The organism is uncultured Flavobacterium sp., from assembly GCF_951805225.1.
In the GTDB taxonomy this organism is placed as follows: Bacteria; Bacteroidota; Bacteroidia; order Flavobacteriales; family Flavobacteriaceae; genus Flavobacterium.
On the sequence record NZ_OX638201.1, the window covers coordinates 4,387,334 to 4,403,084 of the forward strand.

General features: G+C 33.1%; 17 protein-coding genes. 4 read left to right on the top strand and 13 right to left on the bottom strand.

The genetic code is table 11. The features are described 5' to 3' along the window. The first annotated feature begins 122 nt into the window (after positions 1-122). A complete protein-coding gene (locus tag WN975_RS18290; protein WP_337967750.1) occupies positions 123-3,134 on the top strand; it encodes a T9SS sorting signal type C domain-containing protein in 3,012 nt (1,003 codons plus the stop codon). Between the two features lie 118 nt (positions 3,135-3,252). Here the strand turns inward: WN975_RS18290 and WN975_RS18295 are convergent, their stop codons facing one another. The 10 genes from WN975_RS18295 to WN975_RS18340 all read right to left on the bottom strand — a co-directional run bounded on the left by WN975_RS18295 (position 3,253) and on the right by WN975_RS18340 (position 10,904). Beyond that, positions 3,253-4,425, bottom strand: coding sequence for a beta-ketoacyl synthase N-terminal-like domain-containing protein (locus WN975_RS18295; protein ID WP_337967751.1), 1,173 nt, complete (start codon positions 4,423-4,425; stop codon positions 3,253-3,255). 135 nt (positions 4,426-4,560) lie between these two features. Next, positions 4,561-5,832 (bottom strand): adenosylmethionine--8-amino-7-oxononanoate transaminase, encoded by a 1,272-nt coding sequence (gene bioA / locus WN975_RS18300; protein WP_337967752.1) that lies wholly within the window; start codon positions 5,830-5,832, stop codon positions 4,561-4,563. Between the two features lie 26 nt (positions 5,833-5,858). After that, positions 5,859-6,491 (bottom strand): dethiobiotin synthase, encoded by a 633-nt coding sequence (gene bioD, locus WN975_RS18305; RefSeq protein ID WP_337967753.1) that lies wholly within the window; start codon positions 6,489-6,491, stop codon positions 5,859-5,861. Positions 6,492-6,670: 179 nt separating this feature from the next. After that, positions 6,671-7,285 carry a hypothetical protein gene (locus tag WN975_RS18310; RefSeq protein WP_337967754.1) on the bottom strand — a complete coding sequence of 205 codons (615 nt, stop codon included), beginning with the start codon at positions 7,283-7,285 and terminating at the stop codon, positions 6,671-6,673. Continuing rightward, positions 7,275-7,778 (bottom strand): RNA polymerase sigma factor, encoded by a 504-nt coding sequence (locus WN975_RS18315; RefSeq protein ID WP_337967755.1) that lies wholly within the window; start codon positions 7,776-7,778, stop codon positions 7,275-7,277. The genes WN975_RS18310 and WN975_RS18315 overlap by 11 nt, the downstream gene beginning before the upstream one ends. 7 nt (positions 7,779-7,785) lie before the next feature. Then, the gene (locus WN975_RS18320) at positions 7,786-8,649 is read right to left on the bottom strand and encodes a TraB/GumN family protein (RefSeq protein WP_337967756.1); all 864 of its coding nucleotides are present in this window, start codon (positions 8,647-8,649) and stop codon (positions 7,786-7,788) included. Positions 8,650-8,723: 74 nt separating this feature from the next. After that, a complete protein-coding gene (locus WN975_RS18325; protein ID WP_337967757.1) occupies positions 8,724-8,918 on the bottom strand; it encodes a hypothetical protein in 195 nt (64 codons plus the stop codon). Between the two features lie 55 nt (positions 8,919-8,973). Continuing rightward, on the bottom strand, positions 8,974-9,168 hold the full coding sequence (locus tag WN975_RS18330; RefSeq protein ID WP_337967758.1) for a hypothetical protein: 195 nt from the start codon (positions 9,166-9,168) through the stop codon (positions 8,974-8,976). Positions 9,169-9,321: 153 nt separating this feature from the next. Beyond that, the gene (locus WN975_RS18335; protein WP_337967759.1) at positions 9,322-9,726 is read right to left on the bottom strand and encodes a GxxExxY protein; all 405 of its coding nucleotides are present in this window, start codon (positions 9,724-9,726) and stop codon (positions 9,322-9,324) included. A 41-nt stretch (positions 9,727-9,767) separates the two neighbouring features. Further along, on the bottom strand, positions 9,768-10,904 hold the full coding sequence (locus WN975_RS18340; protein WP_337967760.1) for a pyridoxal phosphate-dependent aminotransferase family protein: 1,137 nt from the start codon (positions 10,902-10,904) through the stop codon (positions 9,768-9,770). 183 nt (positions 10,905-11,087) lie between these two features. On the opposite strand from WN975_RS18340, the gene WN975_RS18345 reads away from it, so the two are divergent. Both WN975_RS18345 and WN975_RS18350 read left to right on the top strand, forming a co-directional pair. After that, positions 11,088-11,924, top strand: coding sequence for a DUF2975 domain-containing protein (locus tag WN975_RS18345; RefSeq protein WP_337967761.1), 837 nt, complete (start codon positions 11,088-11,090; stop codon positions 11,922-11,924). 2 nt (positions 11,925-11,926) lie between these two features. Beyond that, positions 11,927-12,136: a helix-turn-helix transcriptional regulator gene (locus tag WN975_RS18350; protein WP_121328340.1), complete on the top strand. Its 210-nt coding sequence runs from the start codon at positions 11,927-11,929 to the stop codon at positions 12,134-12,136. Positions 12,137-12,301: 165 nt separating this feature from the next. Here the strand turns inward: WN975_RS18350 and WN975_RS18355 are convergent, their stop codons facing one another. Beyond that, positions 12,302-12,535 (bottom strand): hypothetical protein, encoded by a 234-nt coding sequence (locus tag WN975_RS18355; protein WP_337967762.1) that lies wholly within the window; start codon positions 12,533-12,535, stop codon positions 12,302-12,304. Between the two features lie 334 nt (positions 12,536-12,869). Between WN975_RS18355 and WN975_RS18360 the strand changes: the two genes are divergently transcribed. After that, complete coding sequence (locus tag WN975_RS18360; RefSeq protein ID WP_337967763.1) at positions 12,870-13,676, top strand: DUF3667 domain-containing protein; 807 nt, start codon at positions 12,870-12,872, stop codon at positions 13,674-13,676. An 86-nt stretch (positions 13,677-13,762) separates the two neighbouring features. On the opposite strand, the gene WN975_RS18365 is transcribed toward WN975_RS18360, so the two are convergent. Beyond that, on the bottom strand, positions 13,763-14,044 hold the full coding sequence (locus WN975_RS18365) for a F0F1 ATP synthase subunit epsilon (protein WP_099709937.1): 282 nt from the start codon (positions 14,042-14,044) through the stop codon (positions 13,763-13,765). A gap of 81 nt (positions 14,045-14,125) precedes the next feature. Next, positions 14,126-15,637, bottom strand: coding sequence for a F0F1 ATP synthase subunit beta (atpD, locus tag WN975_RS18370; RefSeq protein ID WP_099709938.1), 1,512 nt, complete (start codon positions 15,635-15,637; stop codon positions 14,126-14,128). Positions 15,638-15,751: the final 114 nt, after the last annotated feature.

Below are 15,751 nucleotides of genomic sequence, written 5' to 3' on the forward strand. Positions count from 1 at the left end.
GCTTTAAATCTATAACCAACTCTAAAAAAACCAACCCTCCCATGTCCCATAAATCACTATTGCCTAATCATACCTTTTTTATATCAAAAATCGTATTGTTTTTTCTATTGATTTCTTTTAAGATGTCGAGTCAAACCAAAATAACAACAATATACACAGACTGGAACGGCTATTGGAAATCAAATGGCGTAACTGCTGCAGGAAACAGACCTGACACTGAAAACAATTTACTGGCTTTTGAATGGAATAATAAAATATACTCTACCGGAGTAAATGACAATATTCTAAATGGAAAACCTATTACTTATATCCCTCAAAAATTTAGAGCACTAAAAATTCAAACGTTAGGTTTGGATGCAACGTCTATGTACTTTTTACAAGGCTCAAAAATAGACGGAGACGATGCAATCACAAAATTAATTCCCCCACTTGCAGGAGCAACTTCAACAGGTGCCGAACTTGCTTCCCGACTTACAGATGGAATTAACGGTTTAACTCTTGGAACAGGTATTGCAAATATAAAAGCAGGTTCTACCGAATTTAAAATAGGAACAAACAACCTGAACCTCAATGGTCTTGGTGACAACATTCCTGATTTAATTGTGACTCAGGTTGCAGATCCGGGAGGTACTGAAGATGTTTTCAAATTTGTAGACAAAGACAATAATATTGTGGGTCATGCCTTATCTACAAATTTTGGTTCAATGTCAGCTATAGGCACTTATAGCTTGGATTTATTCCGAGCTGATAATGCTGCCAGAGCATATACACCTGCTGCAACCAGAAACATTCGAATGTTGGCAATTGAAACCAGCGATTTTGGTATTACAGCAGCAAATGCGGCAAGTGTGGATCGTTTTATAGTGACTTTTTCCGGAAATTCAGATTGTGCTTTTATAGCTTTTAATACTAATTCACTAAAAATCGCGGAGTTAACTTTGGTTACAAAAGGTACATTAACATCTTGCGGAAAAGTTGGAGACAAAATAAACTACACCTTTGAGGTAACCAATACTGGAGAAGTTCCTATCACTGACATTAAAGTTACCGATGCCTTAACAGGAATAGCAATATCCGGAAATCCAATTGCATCACTGGCCGTTGGTGCAAAAACAACTCTAACAGGAGTTTATACCATTACAGCAGCAGATGTTACTGCAGGTAAAATTATAAATACCGGAAAAGTTACCGGAGTCGATCCTTCCTTAAACACAGTTGAATTTAATAATACACCCGCAACGACATTTTTGTTAACACCTCCAACAATCAGTAGTTTCACAAATACCACGTGTACGATTTTAGGAACAATTACATTAAGCGACCTGCCAGCTAGCGGATCATGGACTGTTGAAAGAACTCCGGGAGCAGTTAAAACTGTGGGCTCAGGAACATCAATTACACTTACAGGAATTCCGGTTGGAAAATACACTTATAAAGTTTACAACTCTTGCTTTATGTCGCCTTCAAGCGCTGAAGTTACAATTACAAATCAATCGTCTACAACCTGGGACGGAACAACATGGTCTACCGGTGATCCAAATGCAACCAAAAGCGCCATATTTGCTGGACCATTTACAATAACAGCAGATATAGAAGCTTGTTCCTGCACCATTAATTCGGGAGTTAATATTATTGTACCCGCAGGACGTACTTTAAACATTAAAAATGCGCTAAATGTTGTGTCTGGAGGATCTCTAACATTTCAGAACAATTCAAGTTTATTACAAACTAACGGAACTACTAATACAAACACCGGTAATATTATCTATCAACGTAATACAGATCTTGTTCGTCGCTATGATTTCACTTATTGGTCAACACCAATAACCAGAGTACCAATTTATACAATGCACGACTTATCTCCAAATACGTTATTAGACAAATATCAAAGTTATAATTCTTCAGCAGGGGCATGGGACATAGATTTAAATGGAACAAAAGAAATGAAACCTGCTATAGGATATACCGTCAGAGCACCACAAAGTTTCTCACTTACTGTTCCTGCAGTTTATCCTGCGGTTTTTACAGGTGTTCCAAATAATGGAGATTATTCTGTCACACTTTATGCTACAAAATGGAGTTTAATTGGAAATCCTTATCCATCGGCAATAGATGCAGAAAAATTTATTAAAATTAACCATGATGCTTCTCCATCTGTAGATGTTGGAGCACTATACTTTTGGACACACAATTCTCCGCCAAGCAGTACGCCTTCTCCTGGCGGTTCTTATGATTATACCAGTAATGATTATGCAGTTTTTACGTTATCAGGATCGACTTCTACAGGAGCAAAATTGCCAAACGGAACTTACGAAGCTGCACCGTCAGGTAAAATAGCTGCCTGTCAATCTTTCTTTATGAAAGCTTCAGGACCTGGAGTTGTTAAGTTTACAAATGATATGAGAATAGGCGGAAGCAACGATCAATTTTACAAAACAACAAAAACAAGTGCTATAGAGAAAAATCGTATATGGTTAAATCTTACCAGTAATCAAGGAGCTTTCAAACAAATTTTGGTTGGTTATATCGAAGGTGCAACAAATGAATGGGATGTTAATTATGATGCTACTACAAACAACGGTAATACTTTTGTAGATTTCTACAGTATTAATGACGCAACAAAATTGAGTATTCAGGGTCGTGCTTTACCATTCACAGATGCTGACAGAGTCCCTTTAGGGTACAAAAGTACAGTTGCGGGTGATTTTACAATTGCGATCGATCATCTTGACGGATTTTTCAATAATCAGGAAGTATATCTTGAAGACAGAACAACTGGAAAAATTACAGATTTAAAAGCTGGCAATTATACATTTACAACTGCGATAGGTACTTTTTCGGATCGTTTTACAATTTCTTATATCAAGAAAACTCTTGGAACAGGAGATTTTGAAAATACTGAAGATGATCTTTTAGTTTCTGTAAAAGAGAAAACAATAAAAGTAACTTCTACTAAAGAAAACATCAAAGAAGTGGCTATTTATGACATTACAGGAAAACTTCTTTATAATAAAAAGAAAGTTAACACCGCTGAATTACAAATACAAAACCTACAATCAAGTACTCAGGTTTTATTGGTAAAAGTTACTTTAGAAAACGACTTTATAGCAACCAAAAAAATCATATTTCAATAGTTTCTTAACAATATAGCGTTAAGCATCTTCACAAAATAAAAAATCCATTCTGCGCAAAAACAGAATGGATTTTTTTATTCACCTTAATTATATTATAATGTATCTCTTAAAGTATAGATTATCGTTTTTCGATTAAGATACTAACTGCATTTCCTCCAAAACCAACAGCATTTATTAGTACTTTCTTAATTGATTTTTCAGATTGATTTTGTTTTTCTCCAAATGGAACTTCAATAAAAGTGTCATTTTGCATCATTAAAAGAGCAAGTTCTAAACTCAATATTCCCGAAGCCCCAAAAGTGTGACCAATTTTCCATTTATTAGTAGTCAATAAAGGCAATTGAGATCCAAAGACTTTTTCGATAGCGCGCAATTCAGTTAAATCACCTTTTATTGTTCCCGGAGCATGCATTACAATCACATCAATATCTTCTAAATTCTCATCTTTCAAAGCCATTTTCATCGATTTCTGAAAACAATCCGCTTCAGCAGAAATTGAAATATTATGCTCCAAAATCTCTGTTGCATATCCAACTCCGGTTACATAAGCGATTGCATTTTCTTTTTCGCCAGCCTCCAAACAACAAACTGCAGCACCTTCGCCCAGAATCATCGTGTTTTGAGTTTTCTCAAAATCAAAAGCCAGATTTGGCCACTCTTCTTCTGTTTGATTAATACGCGAATATATTTTTAAAGCACGCATTTGTGCAATTGTAAAATCCGTTAAAGGAGCTTCACTTCCACCAACCAAAAACTTATCGGCCATTCCGGATTTCAACCAAGCAAATCCATTTAATAAAGCATGAAGTGCGGTTGAACAAGTAATAGAATGAGAAATTTCAGGGCCAACACTTTGTAAATCGTGTGCAATCCAAGACGAAATATTCCCTAACGTTGTTGTAGGCGATGCCAAAGTCTGTGCTTTTCCGGTATCGATATATTCTTTATAATGTTTCTCGAATAAATCTGTAGCACCTCGCGAAGAACCGATGTTGATTCCAAAAACATCATTTGATTTCCATCCTGCCTGTTCAACTGCTTTACGAGAAGCTGCCAAAGCAAACAAAACAGAATCATCTAAGAATTTATATTTAGGATCTGATTCCCTAATTTCAGCAACAATTTGCTTCGACTCAGCATCAAGTGCCGCAACCGAAGTGTCTTGTTGATCTAAAAATTGCTTAGAAAAACAATGTTTATTGTCGAGATATTTTCCCCAAACTTCCTCAGCATTATTTCCCAAAGGAGAAATAGAAGAAAAAGCTGTTATGGATATTTTTTGTGTATTCACTTTATTTTATTTAATCGCAAAGTTCGCGAAGTTTTGTAAAATGGCACGCTGATGACACAGATTTAACTGATTTACAAAGATTAAAATTAATAATCGGCGGAAATCCGTTGCATCCGTTAAATCTGTGGGCCAAAATTATACCATTTCGATAGCTTCTTCGATTGTTTTATATACCTTTTGAAGTTGTTCGTCTGTCATTATATACGGTGGAAGAATGTAAACAATATTTCCGACTGGTCTCAAAACAATACCATTTTCAATAAAGAAATTGTAGAGTTTTGTTCGCATCGATCCATAATAACTTTCATCTGAATCTGATTTAATTTCAACTGCAAAAATAACCCCAAGAGTTCTGGCGGTAATTACTTTTGAATGTTTTTCAATTTTCTTCTGAAAGTTCAAATGACTTGTATTGATTCTTTGAATATTAGCTTGCATTTCTTCTGTTTGCAACAAATCAATACTTGCAAGCGCTGCCGCACAACCAGTAGGATTTGCTGTAAAAGTATGTCCGTGAAATAATGCTTTATTAATATCATCATCATAAAAAGCATCGAAAACCTCTTGCGTAAATGTCGTAATCGCCATCGGGATTGTTCCTCCGGTTAACGCTTTAGACAAGCAAATCATATCCGGAACTTCCGAAACATAATCCATTGCGAAGGTTTTTCCTGTTTTACCAAAACCTGTCATCACTTCATCGGCAATAGTTAAGACTTTATTTTCGTTACAAATCTGAATCAATTTTGCCAAAGCTTCCGGTTCATACATTACCATTCCAGCTGCACCTTGTACCAAAGGTTCAAAAATAAATCCGGCGCAATTATGATTTTGAATCACATTTCTTAAAGCGTCAAAACTCTCTTGCTCCTGCCCTTTTACCGGCACCGGAATTCTAACTACATCAATAAACATTCCTTGAAAAGCTTGTGTATAAAATGAAATTCCGCTTGCTGCCATTGCCGCAAAAGTATCTCCATGAAAAGCATTTTCGAAAGCAATAATTGTAGTTCGTTTTTCGCCTTTATTAAAGAAATATTGTAAAGCGACTTTTATCGCCACTTCAACTGCAGTTGAACCATTATCAGAAAAGAATATTTTTTGCTGATTCTTTGGCAAGATTTCGATAAGTTTCTCTGCAACATTTATAGCCGGTTCATGCGTAAAACCGCCAAACAAAACATGTTCTAAAGTCGTTAATTGTTTGTAAATCGCATCAGCAATAATTTTATTACTATGCCCAAACGGATTTACCCACCAAGAAGCAATTGCGTCAATATATTCTTTATTGTTTTCGTCCCAAAGCAATGCACCTTCACCTCTGGAAATTGCGATTGGAGTTTGCGACGTTTTGTGTTGTGTATAAGGATGCCAAAGATATTGGCTGTCTTTTTCTGTTAATGTCATCACTTGTAAATTGTAGATTTCTGATTTTAGATTTTAGATTTCTCTAGAGCCAACAAATTCTCTCTAAATAATTCAGCATATTCGCGAATTACATTTTGATCGAAATACGGTTCTTCATCAATTCTTCCAATGGATTTTATACCAGTTTTATTCAGAATCAAACTTTCAGTAGATTTGTTTTCGCTTCCGCTAAAGATAATCCCTGCAACTTCAAAACCACGATTCCGAATTGCTTCGATCGTTAATAAAGTATGATTGATACTTCCTAAATAATGTCTCGAAACAACAATTACTTTATAATCGGGTTTGATTAAATCTATAATTGTATCCGTTTCATTTAGCGGAACAAAAATTCCTCCGGCGCCTTCGATTACTAAATGATTCTCCGTTTCCGGTTCTTTTATTTCCTTTAAATCAATTGTAATTTCATCTATTTCTGCAGCCAAATGCGGACTTGCAGGCGTATTTAACTTATAAGCGTTTTCGAAAATTTTAGATTTTAGATTGGAGATTTTAGATTGGATTTTGTGACTGTCTGAATTGTCTAAATCTCCTGCCTGGATGGGTTTCCAATAATCAGCTTCTAAAGACTCAACAATAACTGAGGAAGCTATGGTTTTACCAACATCCGTTGAAATTCCTGTTACGAATATTTTCATAATGATATGGACCGCAGATAAAACTGATTGAACGGGTTTACCGCGGATTTGTTTTTTTTTATTTGCAAAAACTCAACAAGATAATCAGTGTAAATCTGTTCGATTCGTCATATCCGTGAGCCATGATGCAAAAATACCAATAAACAATAAACCCATCATTACGATGGGTTCTGTTTTTTCTATTCTTCTTTTAATTCGTCTATAACTTTCTTGATTTCTTTGGCAAACTTACCATAAAACTTATGTACCCACCATTCTAGAGAAATTGCCATAAAAAGCATAGTAAAAACTACAATCGAAAATAAGGCACCTAATTGAAAGTTTGTAAAATCATTTGACAGAAAACCCGGAGCGTCAGCAAACTTTAAATACAGAAAACCTATTAAATAAAGGATTAAAAAAGGCGTCAAAGCAAATCCAAAGGTTTTATAAAGCTCCATATTCAACCTTATATCAAAGTATGTTTCGTATAAATTGTCTTTTGTCTTTAAGGTTATTGAACTCAATCTTTTGTAAAAGAAATAGAATTTTGCCAAATAATAAATGCAAACTGCTACAAAAAGACTGAAAAGCAAGTAATACAAAGTTGTCATTTTTGGAGGAAAATCATAAAACGTTGGAATAAACCCGATGAAGATGATTGAAAAAACCTGATAAATAAATTCCTTTTTAAGATTTTTTCTAATCTTATCTAATGGCGTATTCGCTTCTTGTATTTTTTCTAAATTGTTTGGAAGAACGACATTTTCAGTCTTTTCGTTGTTCCATGCGTTTTGTATATCGTTAAAATCCATATCCTTGATTTTTAATAATTTCTTTTAATTTTTCTTTTGCTCTGTTTAATTTCACTCTGGCATTTCCTTCAGAAATTCCAAGATTATCTCCTATTTCTTTGTGTGAGAAACCTTCGAGTTGATAAAAAATGATTGCTTTATCAATTTTTTCCAGTTTTTGAACAGCTTTATAAAAGTGATCAATCTGACTTTCTTTTATATGTGAGTCACCTTCGTCGTCCTTAATGTTTTCTGAAGCGATTTCGTATTTATCCACCTTTCGTTTTTCTTTTCTAAGGAAAACAATGGCAGTATTTACGGCAACGCGATACATCCAGGTCGAAAACTGACTTTCATTTCTAAAGGAATCATACGATTTCCAAAGTTGACAAACAATCTCCTGAAACAAATCTTGTTGATCATCATGATTATCCATATACATCTTAGAAACTTTGTACAAGATTCCTTTGTGCTTTTCGATCCTATTTAAAAATTCTTGCTCTCTTTCTTTCAAAACAATACTATTTCATTACTGGTTTTACTGTATATCCTGCTTTTTTCAATAAATTAATTAATCCTAAATCACCCGCCAAATGCGCAGATCCAACTGCTACAAATAAGCTTTCTTTTTTCATCATTTCAGGTAAAGTTTTTACCCAATTTAAATTTCTTTCGTAAAGCATATGTTGTTTTGCTTTATCATTCATTACATTTTCAGTAGTTGTAACTTTATATAAATCTTCTAAATTTTCCTGTTTGTAAGCTACCACCATTTCTTTGGTTAATTCCGTATCTGATTCCTCCAACATAGCAATCATTTCATTATCAGAATAAGCATCTTCTAAGGATTTAAACTGAGATTTCACCGTTTCTAATCCGGCAATTTCCTTATTTTTAGCCTTAGCTTTTTCGATAAAATCCATTTCATAGAATTTCAAATCATTACAGCCAAAAGTCTTCATCGAAATTAAACTCATCACCGTCACTAAACTAAAAGCATCTACTTGCTGAATAGTCATTCCGGCTGATTTTTTCAGGATCGCATCTAATTTGGATATTTGTTCCGGACTTAGTTTTTTAGTTAAAGGTTCTTTCCCCATTGCCATTTGCTGCATATCGCTCATTTCTTTTGGATCATTAAAATTAATTTCCAAAACTAATTTCTCAGAGACATCAAATGCTTTTTTTGTTTTATCCGATAGAAAATAATCTCCTGAACAAATCATATGAATCGTTCCATACAAATAAGTTGGTTTTGACAATCCGTTTCCAGATACTTCCCACAAAAGTGAATTTTCAAGTTTTGGAGATTTTGTCTGCGCTTTTGCTGTTCCGCTAAAAATTAATGCAAATGCTACTATTGCTAATGTAAATATTTTTTTCATTTTGTTGATTGATTAAGTGATTGATGATAATTTGATTGATTCTTTTGATTTTGTTTGATTGATGATTGACTAACTTATGATTTACTATATTTTTTTCTCTGCCAAGAAGCTAATGAAGCAAAAAATAAACAGATTGCAATAAGCAGCAAATCTTTGTTTGGATGGCTTAGCACAAATTGATTCACTAATGCATATCCAAGTAATGCAGAAGCTACAGAGACAAATACATAATTGAATATTTTTTCGATAACTGAAGTTGATGTTTTCATAATAGTTTGGTTTTGATTGTTGTTATTATTGATTGATTTGATGATTAAAACTCCTTTATTCTTTACTGTATTCTTGCTTTTCTGAAGATGCAAAAGCTGATATTAGCAAACAAATTATTACTACCATAATATCCGGTTTTGGCTTTCCGTAAAAAATGTGATTTATTAAAGAATAACTTACCTGAACGGCGGTTAAAAAAATTAAAAGATTATAAACGCCTCTTTTTGCTAAAGTTGATATATTTTTCATAATTATTTTGGTTTATTTGATTACGGCTCGTAAGTAATCAAATAATCAAAACGTTACAAAAAAATTTAAACTTTTTTCAAAAAATGAGGAAATAAAGGCATTGAGAGCAGTATTTTTTTTTTAATAGCACACGGATTAAACTGATTTAACCGATTATCGCAGATTTTTTAGGTTTAGCTTTCTGTTATTGGTGTAAACTAATCTTTTAAAATCCGGAGTTTCACCAAAATTCAAAACTAATCCAACTTCAATTTCTGTAGATTTTAAATAATTCATTAATTGAGCAACATGCGAATTTATAAGATGTTCACATGCTTTTAGCTCTACAATTATAGTATCTTCAACTAGCAAATCAGCATAAAAATCGCCCACTAATTGGTTTTTGTAAAATACCTTTATCTGCTTCTGAGCTTCTACTTTATAACCTTGCGCTATCAATTCAAAATACATTGCATTTTGATATACTTTCTCAAGAAAACCATAACCAAGTTCATTGTAAACGTCATAAAATATACCTAAGATAGGTTTAGAAATTTCTTTGTGCAGTAAATCAATCATAATAATCCGCGTAAACCCGTATAATCGGTTTTATCTGCGGGCTAAAATACGAAATTTCCTAATAATTCTAAGATCTGATTAATTTCCACTTCTGAATTATAACTGTGAATGCAAAAACGAAGGCGTTCTTGCCCTTCCGGAACTGTAGGCGAAAGTATTGCCTTTACATCAAAACCTTTATCTTGTAGTTGTTGAGCCAAACGTTTTACATTTTCGTTACCCGGAATAATCGCAGATTGTATGGCTGATTTACTTCGAACAAACATTGGCTTTAAACCTAATAAATTTTTCTGCTGATTGAAAAGTACAATATTTTGACGCAGTTTTTCGATTGTTTCGGCTTCTAAATCAAGTTGATAATATGCTGTTAAAATTGTAGAAACCGAATGTGGAGATAATCCTGTGGTATAAATAAAGCTTCGGGCGAAGTTTACCAGATATTCTTTCAGTTCTGTGCTTCCTAAAACTGCAGCGCCATGACATCCCAAACCTTTTCCGAAAGTCATGATTCTTGCAAAAATTCTATTATGCAATTCTAAATATTGCATCAAACCTTCGCCTTTTTCTCCAAAAACCCCCAAAGTATGCGCTTCGTCAACTACAAGATAACAATTGTATTTTTCAGACAACGCAACAAGTTCTTCTAAATTTGGAGAATCTCCATCCATAGAAAAAACAGTTTCGGTAACAATATAAATGGTTGTGTCGGGAAATTTTACGATAAGGCGTTCCAAATCTTCAAAATCATTGTGATTGAATTTATATGATTTTGCGTTCGACATTACGATTCCGTCGCGAATAGAAGCATGACTTAATTCATCATACAAAATAACATCGTTTCGTTGCGGTAAAGCGCTAAAAAAACCAACATTGGCATCATAACCCGAATTAAAGATTAAAGCCGATTCAGCGTCATGAAATTGTGCGATAAAAGTTTCTGCAATTTGGTATAAGGAATGGTTTCCCGAAATTAATCTCGAACCGGTTGCACCATTTTGAATAATCTCATTTTCGATTAAATAATGATGTGCCTGTTTAAATATAGCTTCAGATTTTGAAAATCCAATATAATCGTTTGAAGAAAAATCGACAAGATTATTAAAACTTGGCAATTGTCTTAACGAATTATTTTGCTTTCGATTTTCGAGCTTTTGAATCAGGTTTTCCGGTAATTTCATAAAAGCAAAGTTAGAAAAAAATAAAATGATGTAACATTAATTCACTAAACAGGAATATATCGTACTGGGTTTTAATTAATCGAAATAAAATTCTTCTAGATAAAAAATTATCGTTTATAGATTTTTTATTATTGTTTATCGATAATTTTAATATATTTACATCCAATAAAAATCTAAAAAGCCATGAAAAACAACAACAAATTAGTAACGGTACTTTATATTATATCGCGATTAAGTTTTCGCACCTTTCAGCTTGTTCTATTATTTGCCATAATTTTTGAATTTATTCCAAATGGAAGTTTAGGAGGATTCAATTCTATTAGTCATCATTCAAAAGGATATTTAGTAAAAACCCAAATTCAGTTAAGTATTCCAGACACCTTAATTTTATTTAACAATAAAGAAGCAAGAACAAGCGGAACATCTGCAAAAAGAACGGATAAGGAATCGAATGCGGATTTTAATAAAATAAAAAATGATAAAAAAATAAACAAAACCTACCAAGTCAATAATTATGATGTTTATAATTATAGTGATAAAGATTTTTATGCTAAAAAGAAATTTGACAATATAGAACCACAGGGTGACAGTTCAGGTTTTAATGTTCTAATTAATCCCAAAAATTACTTTTTTAAAGCTGCTATATTAGTAAAAAATTATCTTCCATTACTTTTAGCATTATTTGTCAGCTATCATCTTATGCGATTGTTCAAACAGTTAAGAACTAATTTTGCATTTGATCAATTACTAAACAACAGAATCCGAATTATAGGATATTCGTTTATATCATTTCAAATTATAAACATGATAATTAGTATTATAACGACGCAATATTTATCAACTATAAACTATTATCACTATATTCCAAAAGTTGAAAATTCAAACTTTCAATTCATGAAGCTAAATACTTATGTTGAATATAACTGGCAAACACTCTTTATGGGATTATGTCTAGTCGTTTTAGCAAAATTATTGAGCTATGGATATGATCTTCAAAATGAAAATGACTTAACAATATAATTATGCCAATCATTGTGAATCTTGATGTAATGCTTGCGAAAAGAAAAATGCGTTCAAACGAACTAGCAGAACGAATTGGCATTACTACAGCGAATCTTTCTGTCCTGAAAACAGGAAGAGCAAAGGCTATTCGGTTTTCTACTCTAGAACTTATTTGTGAAGTTCTTGAATGTCAACCCGGAGATATTATGGAGTTTGTTAAGGATGAATAATTTTTTCATTGAACAGGATTGTTTTCATCTTACATCAAACGGTATAGCATCAACAAAATATATAAATTGAAAATAGTATAAACAAAAAAGCCATTCGTCGCAACGAATGGCTTTTATATTTATTTTGAAATGAACACTTTATTCCTGTTTAATAAACAGTATAAATTATGGATAAATACTATATGTTACTGAATTACTTGTAGTACTTTTAATCATATACTGAGTTGTAGGTGGATACCCACGACTAACAATATCGCGCTCTACAGCTGTAAGCGCTGACTCACAACAAATTCCCAACCAAGACGCTGTATAAGTTGGGCCATATACAACATTTACAACTTTGGGATTGTCAATTTTAGCTAGCGACATTGTCCCAAAACCTAATGTCATTACCAGCATTACTAAAAAAACTTTTTTCATAATAATATTTTTAAGTGTTAATATACTTACAAATATATCATGTATTAAGCAAAAAATTTGCATATTTTTTGCGTGTTTTTTGCATATTTTGTTAATTTTCTGACATTATATACAATTAGAGATATATCTTCTTCAAACATGGACTATAAAAAAAACCGACATTGATACCTAACTTTTCATCTTTATTCTAAAATTCCCCGACATTACCTCGTTTCAGAGCGAATATTATTGTTAATTAAAGCCTTAATATCTCTAATTTTCAAATTATAAACTGATTCTTACTAATTTGTATATTGCATTAAAAAAGAGAAAAATGAAAATTATTTGTAAAAACTGCGAAACACCTAATTATCCAGATTTCAATTATTGTCCTGAATGCAGCCAAAAAGTTAATTTGCATCGTATAAGTCCGCACGAGGTTTTTCATGAAGCTGTTCATTATTTCACACATGCTGACAAAGGTATTTTTCAACTTATTAGGGACTTAGCCTTAAAAAGTGGACTTGTAGCCAGAGAATATATCAATGGCAAAAGAAAAAAGTACTTTGCTCCGCTTAATTTTTTCTTATTGGTTGCTGCTATTTTTGTTTTCATTTCTAATATCCCAAAAGAAACACCTCCTGTTGATATTCAAAAAGAAAATCAGGAACTCAGCGCTATTTCAGATCCTATCCAAAAAGAAAAGATCATACATCTTTATGAACGAAAAGAAAAAATGCTTCATTTCATGAGAAAGTATTCAAATCTAATGGCGATGATGGCATTACCGCTTACTGCATTTTTCTTTTGGTTGTTTTATAAAAAAGAAAACTACAACTATACAGAACATTTAGTCGCAGGAATGTACATGTTAGGCTTTTGTATATTGGTCAATACACTTTTAATTTTGCCTATTTCTTTATTATTCCATCTCTCAGGTAATTATCAGGCATTGTTTTTTCTACTATTTCAACTCTTTTATTTCACGCTCTTTTATTACAAGTTTATAAATAAAAGCGCTAAACTTCAATTTGCAAAAGCTTTTGGAATAAGTGCTTTCGGGATTATCGCTTGGGCAATTATCTCCGGATTAACTGTGAATGCATATGTTTCCAGCGGCTTTTGGGGAATTGTACAATAATACAAAATCGCACAATCAAAAATAAACACAAACAAAAAAGCCATTCGTTATCCGAATGGCTTTTTTATATTTATTCTAAAATTGTTTTAGTCAACTAATACAATAATTTTATTGTCTTTCATCTCGATAGTACCTGACGTAATCTCTAATGTATAGGTTTGGTCATTTACTTTCGTGAATTTACTCGCTACCTCTTTAGGAAAATTGAAACTTGGCGCTGCAATTTTAATAGTTCCTTTTTCTAAAATAGAAACGATAGGCGCGTGGTGATTCAATATTTGAAAGCTTCCATCAACTCCAGGCAATGTAACAGCTGTTACTTCTCCTGAAAATAATTTTGCCTCTGGTGATACTATTTCTAAAATCATCTTTTTTTAGTTATGAGTTATAAGTTATGAGTTATAAGTGAGTTGAAACTCATAATTTATAACTCATAATTCATAATTATATTAAGCTTCAGCTAACATTTTTTCTCCAGCTTCTATAGCATCCTGAATAGAACCTTTCAAGTTGAAAGCTGCTTCTGGAAGGTGATCTAACTCACCGTCGATAATCATGTTAAATCCTTTGATAGTATCTTTAATGTCAACCAAAACTCCAGGAATACCTGTAAATTGTTCCGCTACGTGGAAAGGTTGAGATAAGAAACGTTGAACACGACGTGCTCTAGATACTGACAATTTATCTTCTTCAGATAATTCTTCCATACCTAAGATCGCAATAATATCTTGCAATTGTTTGTATTTTTGAAGAATTTCTTTTACTCTTTGTGCACAGTCATAATGCTCATTTCCTAAGATTTGAGGAGTCAAAATTCTTGAAGTAGAATCTAACGGGTCAACCGCTGGATAAATACCTAACTCAGCAATTTTACGAGACAATACTGTTGTTGCATCTAAGTGAGCAAACGTTGTTGCCGGCGCCGGGTCAGTTAAGTCATCCGCAGGAACGTAAACCGCTTGTACAGATGTAATAGATCCTTTGTTTGTAGATGTAATACGCTCTTGCATAGCTCCCATCTCTGTTGCTAGAGTTGGTTGGTATCCTACTGCAGAAGGCATACGTCCTAAAAGTGCTGATACCTCAGAACCTGCTTGTGTAAAACGGAAGATGTTATCAACGAAAAACAATACGTCTTTACCTTGATCAGTTCCAGCTCCATCACGGAAATACTCAGCGATAGATAATCCTGAAAGTGCCACACGAGCACGAGCTCCAGGAGGCTCATTCATTTGTCCGAAAACGAAAGTAGCTTTAGACTCTCTCATTCCTGGCATATCTACTTTAGATAAATCCCATCCTCCATTTTCCATAGAGTGCATGAAATCATCACCATATTTAATAATTCCTGACTCTAACATCTCACGAAGTAAGTCATTTCCTTCACGTGTTCTTTCTCCTACTCCTGCGAATACTGAAAGTCCACCGTGACCTTTTGCGATATTGTTGATTAACTCCTGAATCAATACTGTTTTACCAACACCTGCACCACCAAACAATCCAATTTTACCTCCTTTTGCATAAGGCTCGATCAAATCGATTACTTTAATACCTGTGAATAAAACTTCTGATGAAGTTGATAGATCTTCAAATCTAGGTGCTTGTCTGTGAATTGACAAACCGTTTTCTCCTGTTTTTGGCAAGTTTCCTAAACCATCAATTGCATCTCCAATTACATTAAATAATCTTCCATATACATCTGGACCGATTGGCATTTGGATTGGATTACCAGTTCCAACTACTTCATATCCTCTTGACAAACCGTCTGTAGAGTCCATAGAAATGGTACGAACAGTGTTTTCTCCAATGTGAGATTGCACTTCTAGAACTAATAATGTTCCATCTTTTTTAGTGATTTCTAGTGAATCATAAATTTTTGGAAGTTCAACATCTTTACCGTTGAAAACTACGTCAACTACTGGTCCAATGATTTGAGCAACTTTTCCTATTACTTTTGACATTACTTATGTATTTATTAAATAGCTATTTAGGTTTATCGAAAATACCTCTTTTTTCAGAGCGCAAAGATAATTTTTTAAAATATAAAATCAATTTTTTTTTATAAAAAATACTAT

Coding starts and splice junctions, on each gene's coding strand:
- WN975_RS18290 (WP_337967750.1), top strand. CDS start 123: ATGTCGAGTCAAACCAAAATAACAACAATATACACAGACTGGAACGGC.
- WN975_RS18365 (WP_099709937.1), bottom strand. CDS start 14,044: ATGATTTTAGAAATAGTATCACCAGAGGCAAAATTATTTTCAGGAGAA.
- WN975_RS18360 (WP_337967763.1), top strand. CDS start 12,870: ATGAAAATTATTTGTAAAAACTGCGAAACACCTAATTATCCAGATTTC.
- bioA (WP_337967752.1), bottom strand. CDS start 5,832: ATGACATTAACAGAAAAAGACAGCCAATATCTTTGGCATCCTTATACA.
- WN975_RS18355 (WP_337967762.1), bottom strand. CDS start 12,535: ATGCTGGTAATGACATTAGGTTTTGGGACAATGTCGCTAGCTAAAATT.
- bioD (WP_337967753.1), bottom strand. CDS start 6,491: ATGAAAATATTCGTAACAGGAATTTCAACGGATGTTGGTAAAACCATA.
- WN975_RS18310 (WP_337967754.1), bottom strand. CDS start 7,285: ATGGATTTTAACGATATACAAAACGCATGGAACAACGAAAAGACTGAA.
- WN975_RS18325 (WP_337967757.1), bottom strand. CDS start 8,918: ATGAAAACATCAACTTCAGTTATCGAAAAAATATTCAATTATGTATTT.
- WN975_RS18350 (WP_121328340.1), top strand. CDS start 11,927: ATGCCAATCATTGTGAATCTTGATGTAATGCTTGCGAAAAGAAAAATG.
- atpD (WP_099709938.1), bottom strand. CDS start 15,637: ATGTCAAAAGTAATAGGAAAAGTTGCTCAAATCATTGGACCAGTAGTT.
- WN975_RS18345 (WP_337967761.1), top strand. CDS start 11,088: ATGAAAAACAACAACAAATTAGTAACGGTACTTTATATTATATCGCGA.
- WN975_RS18340 (WP_337967760.1), bottom strand. CDS start 10,904: ATGAAATTACCGGAAAACCTGATTCAAAAGCTCGAAAATCGAAAGCAA.
- WN975_RS18330 (WP_337967758.1), bottom strand. CDS start 9,168: ATGAAAAATATATCAACTTTAGCAAAAAGAGGCGTTTATAATCTTTTA.
- WN975_RS18320 (WP_337967756.1), bottom strand. CDS start 8,649: ATGAAAAAAATATTTACATTAGCAATAGTAGCATTTGCATTAATTTTT.
- WN975_RS18335 (WP_337967759.1), bottom strand. CDS start 9,726: ATGATTGATTTACTGCACAAAGAAATTTCTAAACCTATCTTAGGTATA.